Origin of the sequence: Desulfomonile tiedjei, from assembly GCA_016212925.1 — a bacterium.
Taxonomy (GTDB): Bacteria; Desulfobacterota; Desulfomonilia; order Desulfomonilales; family Desulfomonilaceae; genus JACRDF01.
On record JACRDF010000010.1, the window covers coordinates 1 to 22,584 of the forward strand.

The window sequence follows — 22,584 nt, forward strand, 5'->3', positions numbered from 1 at the left end:
CTTCTGGATGTAGTTCCTCTTTATCGTCTGATCTTGGCTGTTGATTCTCATGGACTTATTACCCCTGTCTGAGGATACCTCGTCCACGAATTATCTAACATCTACAATTGCGAGGGCGTCAAGCCCGAAGCAATCTCAGCGCTTGGACATCGCTTTCCCGCCGGACGCGGGACTTCGCTTCTCGCAATGACAGCTCACATAACGTGTTTTAAGAAAACAATAGCGAACTGGTATGATTCCACATTCCGTCATTCCTGCGGAAGCAGGAATCCAGTCCCGCGTCTCGCTGGATTCCCTGGGTTCCCGCCTTCGCGGGAACGACGGGGTAAGCAAAGCAGAAATGGCAGGAGGGCCGTTGGGGGCCAACGGACATCAATTTTGGCAATTGCCATAGGTCCAAATCAGCACTGACCCGGTGCCCAGGTCAGTGGCACCCAGCGCAAACCGGCATCACAAGGCTTGCGCAGCAATTACCTTCAGGTACCGGGTTTCAGGCATGGAGAGGAGGATCGGGTGGTCCGGGCCTTGACCTCGAACCTCAAGGATTCGCAGGTCACGGCCGCTCTGCCGAGAGGCACTCAACAACAACTCCTCGAAATCCTGCGAGGTGAGATGATGCGAGCAAGAACAGGTAATGATCACTCCTCCGGGATTCAATTTGCCCATTGCTCTCCGGTTGATGTCAATATAACCCTTCTGCCCTTCCTTGAAGCCGGAGCGGCTCTTGATGAACGCGGGGGGATCGAGGACGATCACATCCCAGGTGTCGCGGCTCTTTTTCAGGAACTCCAGGGCGGATTCCCTGATGGCATAAAAATTCTGATCCAAGCCGTTAAGGGCCGCGTTCGAAACAGCTAAACTGAGCGCCCCTCGGGACGAATCCAACGCGACGACCTTATCCGCTCCTGATGCAGCAGCGTTTATGCCCCACGCCGCCGTATAGCAAAAGAGATCCAGGACATGTGCGCCCGGGAAAACATACTGTCTCACCAGAGATCTGTTGGATTCCTGGTCCAGATAGAAGCCGGTTTTCTGCCCGTTGGGAATATCCACCAGGAACTTCAATCCGTTGGACGCTATGGTGACCATGTCGGGAACAGATCCATGGGCCAGTTTCTTTTCCAGCGGTAATCCTTCCAGAGCCCTGACCGGCGCGTCGTTTCGCAGATAAATCCCCTCGGGAGACAGGACCTCTATGAGGGCTTCCAGCACTTCGTTCATAAGGCCGTCTATTCCCGCCGTCAGGCTCTGGACGGCCAAATACCTGGCGTAGCGGTCAACGATCAGGCCCGGCAGGAGGTCTCCTTCTCCGAACACCACCCGGTACGAGTCTCTTGAAGGAAAGATGCGTTTCCTCAGCTCCAGAGCCGACTCTATCTTGGTTCGAAAAAAGAGCGCGTCGATTTCCACTCTGCGGCGGGACAGGATGCGAGCGCATATCAGACTGGCCGGATTGGCATAGACCATACCGAGAAACTCACCGCCTGCATCGCGAAGTTCGTGAATCGACCCGGCCTCCAGTTCCGACACCGGCGGATGTCCTACTTCGTTGGAAAACACCCAGAGATGGCCTCTTCGAATTCGTCTGTCTGCATTTTTCTTCAGAGTTATCATGATAGCCCTTCTTCCTTCACCCCCAAGTGCCTTCTACGAATTCTTGATGCCGGTTAGGCATACCTGGCCGCACCTCTAAATAGCGGGATGTTGCGGAGGAAATTTTTCTGCAAGGAAGTATTTCGACTCGCACATGAAAAGAATTCATATCTGTCCGCTGGGCAGCTTCCGCTGCCAGCGGAAGCTGCCCAGCGGACAGATATAGAAGTTTTTGGAGAGGGGTGCGGGGAGGCCCTTTTTACAAAAAGGGCCTCCCCGCAATTGCGTCACTGCTTCTTCGGTTCTATACGTTCCATGCCGTTCATCAGGGGGCGGAGCACTTCGGGGATTGTAACGCTTCCGTCCTCGTTTTGGAAATTCTCCAGGATCGGGATCAGGATTCTTGGCGACGCGACCGCGGTATTATTCAGAGTGTGGCAGAATTGAGTCTTTCCGTTTTTCCCGCGCCAACGAATTTTCAGCCTTCGTGCCTGGAATTCGTGCAAAGTGGAACAGGAATGGGTCTCCGAGTATTTTTGGCGGCTCGGCATCCACGTCTCGATCTCATGTTTCAAGACCTGTCCTTGGCCTATTTCCGCGGTGCAGGCCAGTGCAACCCGATGCGGTAAACCTAGTGCCTGCATGATGGATTCCGCATTATTCAAAAGAAGCATATGTTCCTGCCGCGAAACTTCGGGGTCATTCACACAAATGATGACTTGTTCCACTTTGTTAAACTGGTGGAGGCGATAAAAGCCTCGAGTGTCCTTTCCGTAAGACCCGGCTTCCCTGCGGAAGCAAGACGAATAGCCGCAATAGTGCTTAGGAAGGTCTTTTTCGTTGAGAATTTCGTCCATATGGTAAGAGACCAGAGATACCTCGGATGTGCCGATCAAATACAGGTTATCCTTTTCCACAAAAAAGGTGTCTTCCTCGCCAAGTGGAAAAAAGCCCGTTCCTATCATGGCTTCCCGCCTCACCAGTTGAGGCACGATCATGGGCTGGAAGCCTTTGGAAAACAGATGATCGAGGGTGAATTTGAAAAGTGCGAATTCGAGCAGGGCACCTTCATTCTTCAGGAAGTACATGCGGGCACCCGCGAATTTGACCGCCCTGGCCATATCTACGATATCCAGGCTCTCGGCCAATTCCAGGTGATCCTTGGGCTGGAAGTCGAATTTCGCGGGCTTGCCGAAGGACCTCACCTCTACGTTGTCGTCGTCTGACTCGCCTTCCGGCACCTCCGGCAGCGGCGGATTCGGGACCATGAGCATCAGTCGCTCGAAGCGTTCCTCTGCCTCTCTGAGATTAGGCTCAACTTCGCTGAGTCCTTGCCGGATAGACTTGACCTGCGCCACTGCCCGGTCTTTTTCGTCTCCTTTGAGATTCGGGATCTCCTTTGACAGCCGATTGCGATCCGCGCGGAGCGTTTCCGCCTCAGCCTTGAGTTTCCTTAGCTCGTCGTCTACGGCAAGCAGCTCATCTACGTCCATTTTCATACGCTTCTTGCGTATGCCTTCCTTTATCAAGTCGGGATTGCTTCGGATGAAGGCGATGTCAAGCATAAGGAACTCCTTGGAATTTGCGCGGTTTATTTAATTCAGCTTTTGTCTTTAACATCTTTGGGCTTGAGGACCTGGACCCTTGACAGCGCCGACCTCAGGGCAGGGGAAGGGGGCGTCCAGTCTTTCCGCTCCATTTTCGCCGTCGGATCTTCGACCCCTTGCCCTTCAGGCTCTTTCTTGCTGAACTGTTCCTCTATGTAGGCCTTAAGCTCTTGCTGTTCTCGTGGAAGCATATCTGCATAAAGTCTCTCCAAAGTCTCCCTTTCGGTGCGGGTCATGGCTCCGGGACCTATCTTGCGGGAGGCTTCCAACCACTTGCGTTGTTTCTGAGTGAGTTGCGTTTCGTCCAACGTCGATCTCCTGACTTAACATGGCGAATTTCAACTTACCAACTCATTTCGACCGGTGCAAGCCGTTTCCGCCGTTATTTTGCAACCATTCGCTTACAGCGCTAAGGATTGTCATTGCGAGCGGAGCGAAGCAATCTCTACCTTTGGCCGTTGAGATTGCTTCGTCGCTTCACTCCTCGCAATGACACAGAACCGTCAATTTCCGCAGGTAAGTGAATCGTTGCCATATTTTCCGGTCCCTTCCTTTCCCTTGCCCCCCGGTGTTATTTTGACTATATTCCCTCGGAGTGTTGAACCGGAAGGATCAAATGAAATTGAAAGAGATCGCCATATTAGTCACCTTGGCCGCTTTATGTCTAACAACCGGATGCGGGCAGGCGCCGCAAGAATCGAAAACCACCGCGGGCAATCAGCAGACACCGCCGGCTGCAAAGAAGCAGTACGAGCCTGCTTACGGCGACATGATAATCCGTGGAAGCATAGGCGATGCCTCGGTTCTGCTTCCTGTGCTGGTTTCAGATTCCGCCAGCGGTGAAATTACAGGCCTCATCTATAATGGCCTGGTGAGATACGACAAGGACATCAAGCTCGAAGGCGACCTTGCCGAAAAATGGGACATATCCGACGACAAGCTCACCATCCGATTTTTTCTCAGAAAGGACGTGAAATGGCAGGATGGTACGCCATTTACCAGCAAGGACGTTGAATACACCTACAAATTGATAGTTGATCCAAAGACGCCGACAGCATACGCGACCGATTTTCTGAAAGTGAAGGAATTCCGAGTTCTGGACGACTACACCGTCGAGGTGACGTACGACAAGCCGTATGCGCCCGCGCTGGGCTCCTGGGGCCAGGCCATGCACCCCAGCCATCTGCTGGAAGGCAAGGATGTCACCCAGAGCCCATTGAAGAGACACCCGATCGGGACAGGCCCGTACAAGTTCGTTGAATGGAAGACCGGCGAAAAGATAATTCTTGACAGTTACCATGACTATTTCGAGGGTCGGCCGTACATTGACCGGGTTCTAACACGCACCATACCTGACCTGGCAACCATGTTTTTGGAACTCAAGGCGGGAAGAGTGGACCAAATGGGGCTAACCCCGCTTCAGTACACCAGGCAAACGGATTCGCAACTGTTTAAGGAGAATTTTGTCAAATACAAATATCTGGCCTTTGGATACAGCTACCTCGGGTACAATCTTCAGGATTGGAAATTCAAAGACAAGAAAGTGCGTCAGGCGCTCACAACCGCGATCAACAGGGAAAGCATAGTTAGTGGAGTTTTGTTCGGCCTCGGGAAGGTGACGGACACACCGTTCAAACCTGATACCATGTGGTACAATCATAACGTGAAGAAGTTCCCGTACGATCCCGAAAAAGCCAAGCAGATGTTCGCGGAAGCGGGATGGAAGGACACCGACGGAGACGGCATCCTCGACAAGGATGGAAAACCCTTTGAATTCACAATCCTCACCAACCACGGCAACGACATTCGCAAAAATGCCGCCACAATCATCCAGAACGATCTGAAAAAGGTCGGCATAAAGGTCCACATCCGCGTGATCGAGTGGGCTGCGTTCCTCAAGAACTTCATCAACAAGAGAAACTTTGAAGCCACCTTGCTCGGGTGGGGGATCGGGATTGATCCCAGCCAGATCGATATATGGAATTCGAAAAAAACGGGCGAGACGCAACTGAACTTTATCACCTATCAAAACCCGGAAGTGGACCAACTGTTGGATGACGGCGCTGCCACTTACGACCCTGAGGAGCGAAAGAAGTATTACGACAAATTCCAAGAGATAATCGCGGAGGATCAGCCGTACACTTTCCTCTTTGTCCAGGATTCCCTGCCGGTCACAAGTTCTCGGTTTCACGGGATTGAACCCGCGGCCGCAGGAATAATGTATAACTTCATAAAATGGTATGTTCCGAAGCCTCTTCAGAAGTACCACATCGAACCGTGAGGGCCTATGGGCTTTTACCTTCTGAAACGTCTCTTGCTTATGATACCGGTGCTGCTGGGGATCACCATAATATCGTTCACCGTCATGAAGGTCGCACCGGGCGATCCTGTCAGCCTTATTACGGACCTCAATCCGAATATGAACGAAGAGGCCATCAAGAGAATCCGTGCGCATTACGGGCTCGACGAACCTATGCACGTTCAATATCTCAAGTGGCTCAGGAACATGCTGATGCTGGATTTCGGCCGCTCCTTCGCTTCGGACAACCGGCCCGTTATAGACAAGATCCTGGAGCGCATTCCCATAACTCTACTGATAAACGCACTCTCGATGAGTTTGATTCTTATCGTGGCGATCCCGATAGGTGTCATGTCCGCGGTGAAGCAAGACTCGTTCTTTGATAAAGGGACCACTGTATTCGTATTCCTCGGTTTTGCCATCCCAACGTTCTGGCTTGCCCTTTTGCTCATGATTCTTTTCGGTGTGCAACTTAACTGGCTCCCCATCTCCGGGTTCCGCTCTTTGCATTACGCGGACCTCTCTTTTGCCGGACGAATCCTCGACATAGCAAAGCACCTGATTTTGCCGATATTTGTTTCCGGTTTCGGAGGATTGGCAGGGTATAGCCGGTACATGCGATCGAACATGTTGGAAGTGATTCGGCAAGACTACATCACCACAGCCCGCGCAAAGGGACTCGACGAGACCACGGTAATATTCAAACACGCGCTGCGAAACGCCCTGCTGCCTGTAATAACTCTCCTCGGGCTGTCCGTCCCCGGCCTGATAGGAGGAAGCGTCATTTTCGAGACCATTTTTTCGATTCCCGGAATGGGACAGCTTTTCTACCAATCCGTAATGATGAGGGATTACCCGACCATAATGGGCATTCTGGTAATCGGAGCGGTTCTGACACTCTTGGGGAACCTGCTGGCAGACCTCTTCTATTCCCTTGCGGACCCCAGGATCAGGGTCTCAGGGTGATGATGGGGTGAGGGTGAAACACCTTGAATTTCAGAACCACGATAAACGAGGAAACGCTCTTCAAGGAAGAGTAGGGGCAGGGCCTCCGTGCCGGTTCCGCGTCCGGCGGTATTTGGGCCAATTTCCGAAACGCTCGGATAAACAAGCGATCAGTTCGTCCAGAGAAGATAGCTAATGACTCTACTAGGAGATACCCTTCGCCGCCTCGCTAAGAACAAGATGGGCATGGTAGGGTTATTTGTTGTTGCCGCTCTTTTTTTTGTGGCCATCTTTGCCGGTAGCCTGGCGCCGTACGCGCCCGACCGTATCGACACCGCTCATATCCTTGCCCCTCCCACGTGGGACCATTACATGGGGACGGACATGCTGGGCCGGGACGTTCTTTCCAGAATCCTCTATGGCTCAGGGGTTTCCTTGAGTGTAGGCTTTGTGGCTGTCGGAATATCCACTCTGATCGGGGTGCTTCTGGGGTCTGTTTCCGGCTATTACGGTGGGCTATCCGACCGTGTCGTGATGCGGTTCGTGGATATCATGCTGTGCTTTCCGACGTTTTTCCTCATCCTGGCTGTGATTGCCTTCATCGGACCCAGCATATGGAACATAATGGTGGTCATCGGAGTGACTTCGTGGATGGGTGTGACCCGTCTGGTACGGGCAGAATTCCTCAGCATACGCGAACGCGATTACGTCCAGGCCGCGATTGCCCAGGGAGCGGGCGATCTCCGGATAATCTTCCTACACATTTTGCCTAACGCTATGGCACCGGTCCTTGTGGCCGCAACTCTCGGTGTCGCAGCGGCCGTGCTGGTCGAATCGAGCCTTTCGTTCCTCGGAATCGGGGTCCAGCCGCCCGACCCCTCCTGGGGCAATATGCTCACCGAAGGCAAAGACAACATAGAAATCGCATGGTGGCTGTCCGTCTTCCCCGGCGTGGCCATTTTCATAACCGTCATGGGCTATAACCTGCTCGGCGAAGCTATCCGCGACTCCCTCGACCCCCGCCTGCGACGGTGAAGGGGGTAGAGAAGAGAAGAGAAGAGAAGAGAAGAGAAGAGAAGGGAAGAGAAGAGAAGAGAAGAGAAGAAGAAAGAAGAAAAGAAAGGAATTGCGGGGGGAAACTTCTTTACAAAAAAGTTTCCCCCCGCACCCCCCTTCAAAAAACTTATGTGCGATTGTTTGGTATGGTTCCGAGGCTCCGACGCGGTGCCAACCGCATAAGAGCCGGCGCAGCCTGTTTCAATATACTCTGCGGTGACCGTCTCGAAGATTCAAAGCGCATTGAAATGTTTTTCAACCGCATATGAAGAAACCGAATACCTTTTTGATTGCTCAGCAACATCTGTTCAGGTCCTTGCCGGCTCAGGCGGCAAGGACGGCAAGATATAAGAGTTTTTGGGGAGGGGTTCGGGGAGCCCGAACAAAAAGGGGCTCCCCGAGAATTCTCCTAAAAATTATTATACCCTGCCGTCTTTGGAGGTCTGGTGTCATGGCTCTTCGCATAGGGTGGTTTTCTACCGGTCGTGATCCTGCGGCGCGCAATCTGCTTCAGACTGTGCATGTGGACATAACGGCCAATGGAATACCTGCATCCATAGACTGGATATTCTGTCACCGAGAGACCGGTGATGCTGAGCCGAACGAAGAGTATCGTGAGCGCGAGATGTTCTTCGATCTGGCTGCCAGTCTCAACATCCCGGTCGCGACTCTTTCTCACGTGAAATTCCTGCCCGAACTGCGAAAAAAGGGCTTGGAGGAAAGCCGGTCCGCGGCGGATGCTTCCCCCGCGCTCGAGCAATGGCGCAACCTGTACGGCAAAGAGGTCATGCGACTGGTCTCCATGCTCCCAAAGGTCGATCTGGTGGTTATGGCCGGCTACATGCTCATAATCGGAGATCCCGAGCTTGAGGGCCTGGACATGGTGAACATCCATCCCGCTCTTCCGTGGGGCCCGAAAGGGACCTGGCAGGAGGTCATCCATCAACTGATCGCAGAAGGAGCCCAAGAACAAGGCATCATGGTGCATCTGGTCACCAAGGAACTCGACCGCGGCCCGGTCATCTCCTACTGTCGCTTTCCCATCCAAGGCCGGGAATGGCAGCCCTTGTGGGAACAGTGGAAAAGAGACATAAAACCCGACGCCCCACTTGAACCCAGAGAAAGCCATCCCTTATTCAAGAAAATCCGTGCTGAAGGCGAAATACGCGAACTTCCGCTCCTCCGAGGCGCAATCAGAGAACTTGCCCACGGAAACGTCTCAGTCCGAGACAAGAAGATCTGGGCCGCGGGACAACTGCTCCAACAAGGCGTAGACCTCACCCCCACTATCGAAGAAATCGTGGCAAGCGAAGGGAGAAGCGACGAAGGGTAGGGGAGGAAGAGAAGAGAAGAGAAGAGAAGAGTAGCGAAGAGAAGAGAAGAAGGAAAGAAAGGAGGGGAGAATGCGGGAGGCAACTTTTCTGTAGAAAAGTTTCCCCCCGCGCCCCCCTTCCAAAGACTTTTGCATCATGGCGCCTGCGGCGCAGGAGAGAGACGACTTGGGTAGCTGCCGCGGGTCTTCAGGAAAGTGGCATTATCTGTTGATCGGAGGAACTGCGAGATGTTTCAACCTGATCGACCTATCCAGTCTTGTAAAAAGGATTCGCTCGGCCGAGATGGCTTCGCACAGTCCATGGCAGAAGCGATTCTCAGGTATGAAGGTTCTTATCCACTGGTAATCGGCTTATATGGTCAATAGGGTTCAAGCAAACTTTTTACTCATTGGGCCTAAGTTGTAGGGCGGGGCTGTGCCCGCCGCGCCCGGAGCTATCTGCAAGCGGTTCAAGAGGTTGGAGCGCTCACGACGAGTGCTGGGGCCTCACCCACAAAATTAACCCATGATAGGAAGTTTTTTGAAGGAGGGTTGCGGGGGGAAACTTTTGTTCACAAAAGTTGCCCTCCGCATTTCTCTTTCCTTCCCCTCCTCCCCTCACTTCTTCCTCTGACCTTCGATGATTCTTTCCGTGACCACCAGCACGAGGGTGAAGATCATATCCAGTTGGAACCATCGAATTATAGAGCTATCGAAGAGGACGGACGCGGATGCGGGGAATTCGTCGTCTTCTTTCCACAGGACGTAAGTGATCGGGATCTGAGGGAAGGGCAGGAATCGCATGGCCTTGTCACCGTACGGAACATTCGTGGCGCCTAGTTCCCGGCAGCGCTTTTCGAATGCTTCGGGGTCTCGGCCGTAGATCTTTGCAATGGGAGGGGTATGCAGAGCATGCGGCCCTTGAAAGAAGGTCACACCGCCGGGGAAGTCCTTTTCGCTGGCGTTCTTGCCGTCTATGGGGCCACCGTAGTTGGAGACGAGATATCTGATGAGGAGGATCTGGAATTCCTCGGGGAGTTCTCGATCCGGATTCGGAGCAAGTTCGGCTATACGTTCTGAAACCGTATCTACCAGGTAGACCGAATTAAGAAAAGAGACCTCGTAGCCATGATTCTGAGATGACAGCTTGACGCCGTCATGTCGCAGGATTTGCTCACTGGAACGGCTCCGAAGATCTTCCCAGTGCAAAGGATTAGGCGCTGCACAAGCCATGATTTACATTCCTTTAGGGAGTTCGGTGGGGACTTGATGAACGAAGGTGTTGTACACCGCCGTCTTACAGATTTTCAATCAATATAACTTTTTACCCCTTCGACACTCAATGGATTTTGACCGAGCATTCTTTATGGCGAAGGCATGAGCGCACTTTGCACCGGCCACAAGATATGCGATTGCGCGGAACCGGGTTGGTAGGGGCACGGCATGCCGTGCCCTGTTTGAGGGAGGGCCGCTGGAAGCGGGTAGCCCGGACGTGTGGTGGGACAGGCTTCCAGCCTGTCTATTGGGATGACCGGCAAGATGCCGGTCCCACCAGCCGGTCGCTCAGCGACGGGAGGGCTGGTGGCCACATCAATCTTCGGGCCTGCTGCCTTCATCAATGATTCCAGTGCAATATCACAGGTCCAGACCTCTTGTGCCTGCGGCACCCGGAGGCCGTAGCCTCCGGGCTACCCATCGTGAGCCGCTGTTGTTCAATTCGTAGCACGATGTGAACCTTTCACGAACTTTGGAGACAGTCTCCATGCCGTGCCCTTACATTTCGAATCCACCCGGTACATTCCTTTCAAAGCGGATGGGCATAAATGGGCTTGCAGGTGAAGGTGTAGGCACCATTGGGTCAAAGACGGCGGCCGCGGGCCGCCCTACGGGGAATGAGGTGGTGCTCGAAGCTGGATTGTAGGCTGGGCTATCCCCGCCAATTCTCTATTTCGACGGCCCTGAACCGCCCTACAGCTGTAAAGCAACTGCGGGGGCACAATACCGCTATCACGGCATGGCAGTGGTAGGGGCACGGCGTGCCGTGCCCTATCCAAGGCGGGCCGCTGGAAGCAGGCTTGAAAGGAAGTACAATAGATTTCGATTTTTTTTCGCGAGGATTCTAATTTTCGAGTGTATTAAACTGTAAGCCAGGTCGCCACTTGAGCGACAGGCCAAACAAGGGCTTCTGTTGAGGGTTTTTCAATCATTCACTACAAACCCACTTGACTTTAAAGAAAAAGCGGGTAAACTTTGTCAGTAAGGAATTGCCTGCAAAGACAGGATGTAATGCTGAGTCGTTTTATTGCAATTATAGCGTGCTTGTCATTGATAGGGGTGACGGTTCTCCCTGCCTCTATGATTCCGTGCTGCTGCAACAGTAGCGCTGATCTTGCCAAGGCCGCTTCCGCGCACCAGCAATCATGCTGTGCGATGGATTCATCCGCTCGCACGGTCCCCGCGGGGATGACAAAATCTTGCTGCCCCAATAGTTCAGTTGATTTTCAATCGTGCTGCTCGAAGCGAACAATACAACCAGACTGTCCGGTATGCCGATGTCTGGAACAAATGCAGATTATTGCGCTTTCCGGTTACTCGGTAGATGAATCTACGGTTCGAGTTCCACTCGTTTCTATGGCCAACGTAGTTTCTCCTTCAGACGCGACCTCCCAGGTATCCTCAAACGTAATAAACGAAGAGGCGCCACCGGGGAATCCCGCCTTCCTTCAGATTTGCTCGCTGCGCTGTTGATCTCCCGCTTGATCCATCTTTGTTCTAATCCCGTAGTCTAGTTTCAAAGATTTATCAAAACTACCCATGGACTGAATCATGCCTGTTGGCTGCGATTCATTCGCATGGAAGCGATTCCACAGGAGTGGTCGTATGGCAACTGAAAAAGAAATGAAAAAGATAGATATGGCGACCCTTGACACTGCGAGCCGCAACGTTTCGCTCGGGAAGCTTCGTCGAGCAGGCATGGCCGTGGCGTTGGTCCTTGTCCTGGCAGGCGGAGGGTACGCAGCTTACAGAATGGTGACCGGCGATGTGGTTGCCTCCAGGTTCACAGTTAACAATATGAACTGTCCCGCGTGCGTCATTACGGTCAAAGAAGTTACGGCAAAGCTGCCGGGTGTAGTTGAGGCCGATGTCAGCCTGGCAGCGCAGGATGTGACGGTTAAATACCGAGAGAAACAAACCGGCCCGGATCAAATTAAAGACGCAATAGCTAAAGCCGGCTATCCCATCAAGTTGGACGGGATCTTCAAGTCCGGCGAAACAGGGGGCGCCGACGGTGTAGTGGCAACGGTCAACGGAAAGCCTCTGTTCGCAAAAGACATAAAAGTTCCGCTCGCGGCGGACAAGAACGAAACCAAAGACAAGGACCCTGCTTCGGCTTTCTTCTCTGTGGTGGGGAAGGAAATACTTCTCCAGGCCGCGGACGCGAAAACCGTGGTGATCCAACCTCACGAGATCGAAACCGAAGTCCAAACCATCTTTAAGGGCCAAGGAGTGTCCAAAGACGAATTTGCAGCCTGGATGACGACCACGTACAGCTCACCGGAGAAATATTACCAGGTCGTCGGCCAACGCCTCGGAATTCGTAAGCTTATGGACGAAAACGTGCTCGAAGGCGTTAAAGATCCTAAAGCAAAGAGCCAGAAAGCCGTTGAATGGATGACGGAACGTTTCAAAGAAGCGGACGTCAAGGTCGTGGATCTAGCCTTCCGAGAAAAACTGCATGCCGGCGCCGGCCAAATCGAGTGGAAGTCTTTTTGGCCTCGGATGATCGGACAGGCCACTGAGTTGAAGACCCTGGTCGCTCAGTAGGGCAGGGCGTCTTACGTCCGGGTTTCGTTCATCCCGGCTCACGGAATTTCACATTGAAAGAAATGAAAAGCAAAGGAAGACCAGAATCATGAATAGAAATTCAATTAAAGCATTTGCTTGCGGTGTCTTTGTTGCTGCCGTAATCGCTTTCGGCATCCTTCCGTCCATCGGCTTCGCTGCCACCGGAAACTTTACCGTTCCCTGTGCCGAAGTAAAGCCTCAGAACGGTGTGTTCCAATTTCCGGCATCCGCGTTTGAGGATGGAAAGGCCAAACATTTCGTGTACAAGCACGCGCCCAATAAAGAGGTTCGCTTTTTTGTAGTCAAAAGCACGGATGGCGTTATCAGGGCCGCTGTGGACGCTTGCGAGGTCTGTTATCGATCCAGGAAAGGCTACGTCCAGAAGGCGAACGACATGGTCTGCATAAACTGCGGCCTGAAGTTCCGGACCGACAAGGTGAATGAGGTCAGAGGCGGTTGCAATCCTCATCCTCTGAACCGCACGGTTAAGGACGGCAATGTCATCATCACCCAAGACGAAGTTCTGTCCGGGCTCCGATATTTCCAATAAGGAGGCACTAATGAAGCTTCACGATATAGCGATAAACAATCTGAGACGCAGAAAAGGAAAGGTGTTCTTTCTGGTCGTGGGCCTGCTGGTTGGTGTCGCCTCTGTGGTGGCCCTTCTTACGACGACTCGCATCCTCGAAGAAGACATAGCGCATAAAATGGATGAATTCGGCGCCAACATCCTCGTCACGCCGCGAACCGAAGGGCTGTCTCTGACCTACGGCGGACTCAGCCTGGGCGGCCTTTCTTTTGATCTCAAAGAGATATCCACCGAGGATGTGGAGAAAATAAGGACCATCCCCAATGCCGCGAACATTCGCATCGTCAGCCCAAAGATATTCGGCGTATTTGAGAATCAGGGGCATAAAGCTCTGGCTGTGGGAGTGGACTTTTCCTCGGAGTTTTCTCTGAAGAAGTGGTGGAGGATCACCGGCGAGGAGCCTTCGGGCGGCTCGGATGTCCTGTTGGGCAAAGACGCAGCGGAACGTTTTCAGGTGCATCCAGGCTCTCAATTGAACATACAGGGAGTTGATTTCAGAGTGGCCGGCGTGCTTGAGCCCACCGGTTCGCAGGATGACAGCCTGATATTTCTATCGCTGCCGGTCGCACAAAAAGTGTTCGGCAAGGAAGGCAAGGTTGCGATGGTAGAGGTCGCGGCCCTTTGCAAGAACTGTCCGATCTCGGAAATAGTTTCTCAGATCGGCGAGAAGATACCGGCTGCCAAGGTGACTGCGGTGCAACAAGTAGTGGAAGGCCGGATGGACACGTTAAACAACTTTCGCAAGTTTTCTCTGGGGATTTCCGGTCTTGTGCTGCTGGTCGGCTCCATGGTGGTGTTTGTGACCATGATGGGGAGTGTCACCGAGCGCACCCGTGAGATCGGGATATTCAGTGCAATCGGTTTTAGGAAGTCTCATATCATGAAAATAATCCTCCTTGAGGCCTCTGTGGTTTCCATCATGGCCGGGGTCATAGGCTACATAATCGGAATTGGGGCCACTCGTGTCCTGCTGAGCTTCTTGAGCGAGAATGTGGCTCATTTCACCCTTGATCCTATCGTGGCAGTCGGAGCGGTTTTCCTCGCTGTCGTGTTGGGTCTCGTCGCTTCTCTCTATCCTGCCATGACCGCTTCCAGGATGGACCCAAGTGAAGCCCTGCGCACTCTTTAAGGAGGATCAAATGAGTTACATCGTAGCGAATCAAGTGGTGAAGGAATTCGGCAACGGCGACGGCAAAGTCACGGCCGTGCACGGAATAAATCTATCCATCGGGCAGTCGGAGTTCATATCCATAATGGGAGAATCCGGAGCGGGCAAGAGCACTTTGCTCTCGATGCTCGGCGGCTTGCTAAGCCCGTCCCGCGGGACAATAGTCATAGGCGAAATCGACATCTACGGCCTGAGCCGCGACAAGCTCGCGGATTTCAGGCGCGAATTTATGGGGTTCATTTTCCAGTCTTTTCAGTTGGTCCCTTATCTGAATGTCTTGGAGAACGTCCAGCTCCCTCTGGCTGTGACTCATCATTCCGAGTCCAAAAAGAAGGAGCTTGCCCTGGCCGCGCTCGAAAAAGTCGGGTTGAAGGACAAGGCGCATCGGCTGCCCAACCAGATTTCCGGCGGTGAGCAGGAACGCGTCGCCATCGCCAGAGCAGTGGTCAACGAGCCGCCCATATTGTTCGCCGATGAACCGACAGGGAACCTGGATTCCAGGAACTCTGCGGAAGTGATGAATCTACTCAAGCAGCTCAATTCGGAAGGCCAGACCATAGTCATGGTCACCCACAGCAGGCGCAACGCGGACTACGCGGATCGCCTGATCGAGGTTGCGGACGGGCGGATAAAAGAAGCTGCCCCTGCCATGCGTGCAGTGGTCTAAGGCTTGGTTTGCATTTCCCTATTAATCCTTAATCAGTCCACAGAAATAAGGAGGTTCGGAAAAATGACCGTTCTCAAAATGACCGCATTGGCGGCTATCTTGGCAGCATTCTTTACAGTGTCGTTGTCCTACGCCGCGCCGAGTTGTTGTGATCCCAACAGCAATCCTGCCGCCGTTACCGGCACTTCCTTTTTACCCACGCCTCCCGCGGGCCAGTACGCGCCTGTCCGGCCGGGTTCGTACGCTAATGCAAACCCGAGGGTCCAGCAGGCCTCTCAGGCCCCCAGAATGGTCGCGCCGGCCAGACCGCAACAGTTGGATTGCTGCGCTGCAACAAAACCGGTACCTCAGACTTACGGCAGCCCATTACCGAGTTGCTGCTCGGGGGCCGTTAGCCCCGCGCCGGCGCCTGCCGGCGGGTGCGGCGGAGGTTGCGGTGGTGGCTGTGGCGGGGTCGGTACAACGCAGACGATTTTTCCCGGGTATCAGACTGCCACACCGATCGGCCAATTTGTCGGGGCTCCTCCCCAGGGCGCCAGGGCGACCCCGGTGGTGAATCAGGGGTCTTATATGCAGAGAACTCGTCCATACACCGGCCAAGGCTTTGACCGTCCCGGTTATTTTGGGCAGGCAAGCCCTGTGCTGAACACGCTATACTAACGATTGTCATAACAGTTTGTGAGGCGTGCTTTTGTAGCTTTTCGCGAAATTGTTTCCGATTGTGTTTGCCCGCCATTCCGGCGAAAGCCGGGTGACGGGCCTCAGGGCCTTCCCCGGACTGCGATCCGGGGTTCGCGGGGACGACGAGATCCGGTTATTCGGAAATGGCTATCGAGAAATGCTGTAAAAAGCACCCTTCACAAGCCACAAATCTTCGAAGGATCATTGACTTTGGCATACGCGATTACAAATTTATTAGAGTAATTCTCTCTAGAATGGAGCTTGGCATGTTGAGGCGTGCCATCTGCCTAATTCTTCTTTTCGGCGTAATCGGCATCCCGTTGGTTTCCGGTCAGGTGGTACCCCCATGTTTGACCGAAGGGCATCACTCTTCAGATCCACAAGACAGTGATTCTTGCTGTGGATCAAGTGATTGCGCCGGTGGCTGCTGTTGCAGTCCGGATGTTGCCGATGGCATAGGTCGGTGTGTCTGCAAAAATAAATCCAGTGTGTTTTTTCTTACTGGAACGTCTGTTTTCAATCCCACTCTCTCGCGAATGCCTCTCCTGGCAACATCCACTGAACATATCTTTCGCCCATGGGCCGCTGACCGGCTCAAGGCGCCTTTTGCTGAATACCATGGCGGAGCCGGCGTTTTCTTGTACAACTGTTGCTTCCGATCCTGAACCCACCAGGGTGGGACACATTCTTTCACGACAATATGAGAGCGGCTTGCCGACTAGATTCACATTCCCAGGAATGGTTTCGGGTCGAAGCGGTGGAACCCTAGCGACGCAGCGGAAACCTTCGAAAAGGGAAAGACCATGAACTTGATTGACTGGGCCCATCAAAGGACTAAGGATCGAGGCAGATCCATACTTGTAATGGTGCTGGTAATAGTAGGATTTGTCCTGGGCTATTATTTGCTCGGTTCGCACGATACGAACCCCGCTTCTGTTGATTCCAAGGAAGCTGCGGCGGTAGACGGCCATGACCATTCAAAGGAACAGAGAGAAGCCAAGAGAGCTACATTGTGGACCTGTTCCATGCACCCTCAGATCAGGCTCCACCAGCCCGGAAAGTGCCCGATCTGTTTCATGGACCTGATCCCTCTCGAAGACGACAAGGCAGGCGCGGACATAACCCTGGCCCAATACTCCATGTCCGAAGGGGCTAAGAAGCTCGCTGAGGTGCAGACCGAGCGCGTCAAACGTGAGCGAGCCAAAGTCCAGGTAAGAATGGTGGGGATGGTAGCCGAGGACGAGACCAGGGTCGCGGCTTTGACTTCCCGCGTGGACGGCCGTCTTGACGAAATATATGTGAATTTCACGGGCGTGGCGGTCAACAAGGGGGACCCTATGGTCAAAATATGGAGCCCCACGCTCATCAAATCGCAGGTAGAGTTGTTTGAGACAATTCGGAGCAGAGAGGAAGACCCGGGGGTTCTGAAGGGCGCTGAGGAGAAACTTATACAATTGGGTGTCACTCAAGAGCAGATCGACCAGATCAAGGCGAGGAAAAAGCCTGACCTTTATGTAACGCTTCGAGCACCGATAAACGGTGTAGTCCTGAAAAAGATGGCAGTCTTGGGACAGTTCGTCAAGGAAGGCCAGGAAATGTACATGATCAATGACCTTTCCAATGTCTGGATCAAGCTGGATGCTTATGAGACCGATATGCCCTGGATCAGGTACGGCCAGGAAGTGAGGTTCACAACTCCGGCGGTGCCGGGGCGTACCTTTATAGGCAGGGTTCTGTTTATAGACCCTATGCTCACCACCATGACCAGATCGGTCAAAATCCGCGTCGAAGCGGAGAATCCTGAACTGCTCTTGAAGCCGGGCATGTTTGTGACAGGCGAACTCGAAGCCGAAGTGGATCAGTCGGGCCGTATCATAAAATCGGAATGGGCCGGGAAATATATTTGTCCGGTCCACCCTAAAGAGGAAGCTAGCAGCGAACCGGGCATCTGTCCTGAGAGCAAAATGCCGTTGCGGCCGGCTTCGTCGTTTGGTTACGCGGACGAAAAGAACCCTGTGTCTCCCTTAGTAATACCGGCCTCGGCGCCTCTAATAACGGGGAAAAGGGCCATTGTCTACGTCGAGGTTCCCGGTGCGGATCGTCCTACTTATGAAGGCCGGGAGGTTGTCCTCGGGCCCAAGGCCGGTGACAAATATGTTGTCTACCAGGGCCTCAAAGAAGACGAACGTGTGGTCACGAAGGGAAACTTCAAGATAGACAGCGCGATGCAGATCCTGGCCAAGTCGAGCATGATGAGCCCGGCTGAGCCAGCGAAGGCGAAGGCCCCTGAGTTGAAGCAGGAAGAAGAGGTGATCGAAAAGGTCAAGGCGCCCACTGTGTTCCTCAGAGGCCTGACACCCGTGATCGAGGAATATTTGAGCCTAAAGGACTCGCTGGTGGAAGGGATGACCGATGAAGCGGCCAGTCACGCGGAGAAGCTGGACGAATTAATGCAGGGGGTAAAAGTTACCATCCTCGGCGAAAAGGCCAAACAGGTCTGGACTGGCCTCGCAAAGACAATCGTCGGAGAACTCAAAAAGATAGCCGAAACCAAAGAACTGGAGTCGCAACGAAAGGCCTTCGATCCTCTGTCCGAAGCATTTGCCAAGGTTGTAATGGGCTTTCGTCATGTAATGAACGCGCCGCTCGTGGTCTTCCACTGCCCGATGGCCTTTAACCAGAAGGGAGCCTACTGGGTCGAAGGTAGCGAAGAGAGACGCAATCCCTATTTCGGCCGTGCGCCCTTCAAAGGCCAGGACATGCTGCAATGCTCCGAACTGGTTGAAAAGGTCCCGCCCGAAACCGCTTCGTCTGAAGGCAAGGCTCAAGCCGGGAGTTCATCCGACACCAAGACCGCCAAAGGTCAGGAAGGATCTGAATCGAAACCCGCAGGCGGTGATAAAGGTCCGCCCGAGCAAGCCCATGAGGGCCACGAACATGCTCCCGGCGACGGCAAAAAAGGAGACAAATGATGTCCGCTCAGAATCAGGACTCGCAAGTTCCGAGCAAACCGGCATCATTCTTCTCCAGAATGATGCGTTTCTGGATAGAACAGAAGTTGCTCGCTGCCGCGGTTCTGTTCGGTGTCATTATGTATGGGCTGATGGTGGCCCCATTTGACTGGGACATACCGTGGATCCCGCGCAACCCTGTCCCGGTTGACGCCATCCCTGATATCGGCGAGAACCAGCAGATAGTTTATACAATTTGGGAAGGACGCTCTCCCAAGGACATAGAAGACCAGATCACTTATCCCCTAACCGTCTCCCTATTGGGAATTCCCGGTGTCAAAACCATCCGAAGCAATTCTTTCTTCGGGTTTTCCACCATCTATATAATCTTCAAGGAAGATGTCGAGTTTTATTGGACGCGTTCCCGAATACTGGAAAAGCTCAACTCGCTCCCGGCAGGATTGTTGCCGGCCGGGGTGCAACCGACTCTAGGGCCTGATGCCACGGCCCTGGGGCAGGTCTTCTGGTACACTCTTCAAGGGGAGGGATTCGGCCTCGATGAACTGAGGACTCTTCAGGATTACTACGTCCGCTATTATTTGCAGGCTTCGGGAGGCGTCAGTGAAGTAGCCTCAGTGGGCGGATTCGTCAAGGAGTACCAGATAGACATCAATCCTGACGCCATGCGGGCTCATAACATAACCCTGCCGGATGTCTTCTCCGCGGTGCGAATGTCCAACCTGGACGTCGGTGCGGCAACCATAGAGGTGAATCGCGCTGAATACACCATTCGCGGGCTTGGGTTCGTACGTTCGGTCAAGGATCTGGAGGATAGTGTAGTTAAGGTCAACGAAAATGTGCCCCTTTTCGTCAAAGACGTGGCTACCGTGTCTCTGGGGCCTGAAATGAGGAGAGGCGCGTTGGACAAAGAAGGCGCCGAAGTGGTCGGCGGCGTTGTGGTGGTCCGCTTCGGAGAGAACCCCCTTCAGGTAATTAAGAACGTCAAAAAAAAGATCGAGGAGATCTCTCCCGGCCTTCCTACCAAGACGCTTCCGGATGGCCGGGTTTCTCAGGTAAAGGTAGTCCCGTTTTACGACCGGACCGAATTGATACATCAGACCCTGGACACCCTGAAAAAGGCCCTGTGGGAAGAAATACTGGTGACGGCCATTGTCGTCATCGTCATGGTTAACCACATAGTAAGCTCCGCGCTCATTTCCGCCATCCTGCCGCTCGCGGTGCTCCTCACCTTCATCGTGATGAAGTTCGCTCATGTAGACGCCAATATCATGTCTCTTGCGGGAATCGCCATTGCCATCGGCGTCATGGTGGACATGGGCATTATTCTCTGTGAGAACATCCTTCGCCATATAGAGGAAGACCCTGATAGAAAACGAGGCATCTTTGAACTAGTACACGAATCCGCCTCGGAGGTGGGCGGCGCGGTGATGACCTCGTCGCTGACTACTATCATTTCCTTTCTGCCGGTATTCAGTCTGACGGGTCCTGAAGGGAAATTGTTCGGGCCGGTGGCGTTCACCAAGACCTTTGCCGTGGGTGCGGCACTGGTGCTCGCCTTGACGCTGATCCCACCGATGGCTCACATCGTATTCACAAGAAGGAACCTTAAGACCAAGACGCTTCTGGTCACAAACGGCATTGTTGCTGCGGCTGGCCTATGGCTGGCAATTACGTTCTCATGGTGGGTAGGACTGCCGTTGATATTCGTGGCCGCGGTAAAAGCCGCATCCCTGTTCGTGTCGCCCGAGTTGCGGGACGGCATTCCCAGATTTCTCAACCTGGCAGGGTTGGCCTTCGTCGTGGTGTTGCTCACGGAACACTGGTTGCCGCTGGGGCCCGAGAAGGGTTTCGTGCGCAACCTGATCTTTGCCTGTGGAATTATCTTCGGGCTCCTCGGTGTGAGGAAGATCTTCACATCGTTCTACAGGCCCTTTCTGAAGTGGTGCCTCTATCACAAGGCCCAGTTCCTGGTCCTTCCTATTTCACTGGTGATCTTCGGGGCAGTGATCTGGCTTGGATTTGACAAGGTCTTCGGGTTTATCCCCTGGACTGTGGACAAGATCGTTGGGGGACCGACAGGACCGGTCGTAACAGCGCAACATGTTCACCCGCCCGAGACAAAGAGCGACGCGGCTCCTTCAAGCCAACCGCAAGGGGGATACGTTAGAAGGACCTGGCTGTGGTCGAAATTGAATCACGCGTTTCCGGGCTTAGGGAAGGAGTTCATGCCGGACCTGGACGAGGGCTCTTTTCTCTACATGCCTACCACCATGCCCCACGCGGCAATTGGAGAAGCCCTGGACGTTATCTCCAAACAGGACGCTGCGATCAGGTCCATCCCCGAAGTGGAATCCGTGGTCGGAAAAATAGGCCGGGTCGAGAGTGCTCTGGACCCCGCGCCCATTTCCATGGTGGAAACTGTCATCAACTATGTCCCCGAGTTCAAGGTGGACCCTCTGACGGGACGACACGTCACCGATCCGAACACGGGAAAACCAGTCAGGAATTGGAGACCGCATATCAAGTCCTCCACCGACATTTGGAAAGAAATCGTCAAAGCTGCTCAACTGCCTGGCAGCACCTCCGCTCCCAAGCTGCAGCCGATTGCAGCTCGAATAGTCATGCTCCAAAGTGGAATGCGCGCGGCGATGGGGGTCAAGATCCGCGGAAAAAGCCTCGAGGAGGTTGAAAAGGTCGGCCTGGATGTAGAGCGCTTTTTGAAAGAAGTCCCATCGGTCGAGCCTTCGTCAGTGATTGCGGACCGAGTGGTTGGCAATCCCTACTTGGAAATAGACATTGACCGTAAGGCCATAGCGCGGTACGGCCTCAGAATTCAGGATGTTCAGGACGTAATAGAAATAGCCATTGGGGGAAAGCGCATCACCACTACTGTGGAGGGCCGAGAGCGCTATCCGGTGAGAATACGTTATCAAAGGGAGCTGCGAGACTCGCTCGAAGCGTTGGATAAAATACTGGTTCCAGGCGCGGATGGAGCCCAGATCCCACTCAATCTTATCTCGACCATAAAATATACTCGTGGTCCGATGACGGTCAAAAGCGAGGACACGTTTCTGGTCAGCTACGTGCTTTTCGACAAGAAGCCAGGGACTGCTGAAGTGGATGTTGTCAATGGAGCCAACAACTACCTGAAGCACAAGATGGAGACCGGGGAGCTGAAGTTAGGGCCGGGAATGTCGTTCGCGTTTGCGGGCTCTTATGAGAATCAGGTTCGGTCGGAGCAAACTCTCCGGATCGTCATCCCGCTCGCATTGATGCTCATATTTATTGTGCTCTACTTTCAGTTTCATTCCGTTCCGACTTCGCTGAACGTCTTTTCCGGGATCTTCGTGGCCTGGTCGGGCGGTTTCATGATGCTGTGGCTGTATTCACAGCCGTGGTTCCTGGATTTCAGTGTTTTCGGGGTCAATATGAGGGACTTGTTCCAGGTCAGGCCTTACAACCTCAGTGTGGCGGTATGGGTCGGGTTCCTGGCCCTGTTCGGGATCGCCACCAATGATGGGGTTATTTACTCCACCTACCTCGATCAGGTATTCGAAAAGCACCAATTCAAATCCATTGACGAAATCAGGGAGGCAACGCTTGAGGCGGGGATAAAGAGGGTCCGGCCGGCTTTGATGACCACGGCCTGCACCATTATTGCCCTTATTCCGGTACTTACTTCTCAGGGCAAGGGCGCGGACGTCATGGTCCCGATGGCCTTGCCGAGTTTTGGCGGAATGTGTATTGACATCATAACCATCTTCGTGGTCCCTACGATTTACTGTTTGATGAAAGAGATCCAGTTCAAAAGGAAATTAAGGCCCACTGGATAGGGACTCACAAGAAAAG

16 protein-coding genes are annotated in these 22,584 nt (G+C 53.5%); 12 read left to right on the top strand and 4 right to left on the bottom strand.

The window, feature by feature from the left end:
• Nucleotides 1-450: 450 nt before the first annotated feature.
• From HY913_04010 to HY913_04020, 3 genes are all read right to left on the bottom strand, one after another.
• Nucleotides 451-1,614 carry a class I SAM-dependent rRNA methyltransferase gene (locus tag HY913_04010; protein MBI4962418.1) on the bottom strand — a complete coding sequence of 388 codons (1,164 nt, stop codon included), beginning with the start codon at nucleotides 1,612-1,614 and terminating at the stop codon, nucleotides 451-453.
• 266 nt (nucleotides 1,615-1,880) lie between these two features.
• Nucleotides 1,881-3,158: a serine--tRNA ligase gene (gene serS / locus HY913_04015; GenBank protein MBI4962419.1), complete on the bottom strand. Its 1,278-nt coding sequence runs from the start codon at nucleotides 3,156-3,158 to the stop codon at nucleotides 1,881-1,883.
• A gap of 35 nt (nucleotides 3,159-3,193) precedes the next feature.
• Nucleotides 3,194-3,508, bottom strand: coding sequence for a hypothetical protein (locus HY913_04020; protein ID MBI4962420.1), 315 nt, complete (start codon nucleotides 3,506-3,508; stop codon nucleotides 3,194-3,196).
• 308 nt (nucleotides 3,509-3,816) lie between these two features.
• Here HY913_04020 and HY913_04025 point away from each other — a divergent pair, with 308 nt between their 5' ends.
• The 5 genes from HY913_04025 to HY913_04045 all read left to right on the top strand — a co-directional run bounded on the left by HY913_04025 (nucleotide 3,817) and on the right by HY913_04045 (nucleotide 8,833).
• Nucleotides 3,817-5,481 (top strand): peptide-binding protein, encoded by a 1,665-nt coding sequence (locus tag HY913_04025; GenBank protein ID MBI4962421.1) that lies wholly within the window; start codon nucleotides 3,817-3,819, stop codon nucleotides 5,479-5,481.
• A gap of 6 nt (nucleotides 5,482-5,487) precedes the next feature.
• On the top strand, nucleotides 5,488-6,465 hold the full coding sequence (locus HY913_04030) for an ABC transporter permease (protein ID MBI4962422.1): 978 nt from the start codon (nucleotides 5,488-5,490) through the stop codon (nucleotides 6,463-6,465).
• Between the two features lie 174 nt (nucleotides 6,466-6,639).
• Complete coding sequence (locus tag HY913_04035) at nucleotides 6,640-7,479, top strand: ABC transporter permease (protein MBI4962423.1); 840 nt, start codon at nucleotides 6,640-6,642, stop codon at nucleotides 7,477-7,479.
• A complete protein-coding gene (locus HY913_04040) occupies nucleotides 7,476-7,769 on the top strand; it encodes a hypothetical protein (protein MBI4962424.1) in 294 nt (97 codons plus the stop codon). Before HY913_04035 ends, HY913_04040 begins: the two co-directional genes overlap by 4 nt.
• Nucleotides 7,770-7,951: 182 nt before the next feature.
• Nucleotides 7,952-8,833 (top strand): phosphoribosylglycinamide formyltransferase, encoded by an 882-nt coding sequence (locus HY913_04045; GenBank protein ID MBI4962425.1) that lies wholly within the window; start codon nucleotides 7,952-7,954, stop codon nucleotides 8,831-8,833.
• A gap of 597 nt (nucleotides 8,834-9,430) precedes the next feature.
• Here the strand turns inward: HY913_04045 and HY913_04050 are convergent.
• Complete coding sequence (locus HY913_04050) at nucleotides 9,431-10,045, bottom strand: DUF3786 domain-containing protein (GenBank protein MBI4962426.1); 615 nt, start codon at nucleotides 10,043-10,045, stop codon at nucleotides 9,431-9,433.
• 1,647 nt (nucleotides 10,046-11,692) lie between these two features.
• On the opposite strand from HY913_04050, the gene HY913_04055 reads away from it, so the two are divergent.
• From HY913_04055 to HY913_04085, 7 genes are all read left to right on the top strand, one after another.
• A complete protein-coding gene (locus tag HY913_04055; GenBank protein MBI4962427.1) occupies nucleotides 11,693-12,637 on the top strand; it encodes a heavy-metal-associated domain-containing protein in 945 nt (314 codons plus the stop codon).
• A gap of 88 nt (nucleotides 12,638-12,725) precedes the next feature.
• Complete coding sequence (locus tag HY913_04060) at nucleotides 12,726-13,208, top strand: DUF2318 domain-containing protein (GenBank protein ID MBI4962428.1); 483 nt, start codon at nucleotides 12,726-12,728, stop codon at nucleotides 13,206-13,208.
• 10 nt (nucleotides 13,209-13,218) lie between these two features.
• Nucleotides 13,219-14,376, top strand: a complete 1,158-nt coding sequence (locus HY913_04065; GenBank protein ID MBI4962429.1) for an ABC transporter permease — start codon at nucleotides 13,219-13,221, stop codon at nucleotides 14,374-14,376.
• 10 nt (nucleotides 14,377-14,386) lie between these two features.
• Complete coding sequence (locus tag HY913_04070; GenBank protein MBI4962430.1) at nucleotides 14,387-15,082, top strand: ABC transporter ATP-binding protein; 696 nt, start codon at nucleotides 14,387-14,389, stop codon at nucleotides 15,080-15,082.
• Between the two features lie 63 nt (nucleotides 15,083-15,145).
• Nucleotides 15,146-15,742, top strand: a complete 597-nt coding sequence (locus HY913_04075) for a hypothetical protein (protein ID MBI4962431.1) — start codon at nucleotides 15,146-15,148, stop codon at nucleotides 15,740-15,742.
• Nucleotides 15,743-16,566: 824 nt separating this feature from the next.
• On the top strand, nucleotides 16,567-18,735 hold the full coding sequence (locus HY913_04080; protein ID MBI4962432.1) for an efflux RND transporter periplasmic adaptor subunit: 2,169 nt from the start codon (nucleotides 16,567-16,569) through the stop codon (nucleotides 18,733-18,735).
• A complete protein-coding gene (locus HY913_04085) occupies nucleotides 18,735-22,568 on the top strand; it encodes an efflux RND transporter permease subunit (protein MBI4962433.1) in 3,834 nt (1,277 codons plus the stop codon). Before HY913_04080 ends, HY913_04085 begins: the two co-directional genes overlap by 1 nt.
• Nucleotides 22,569-22,584: the final 16 nt, after the last annotated feature.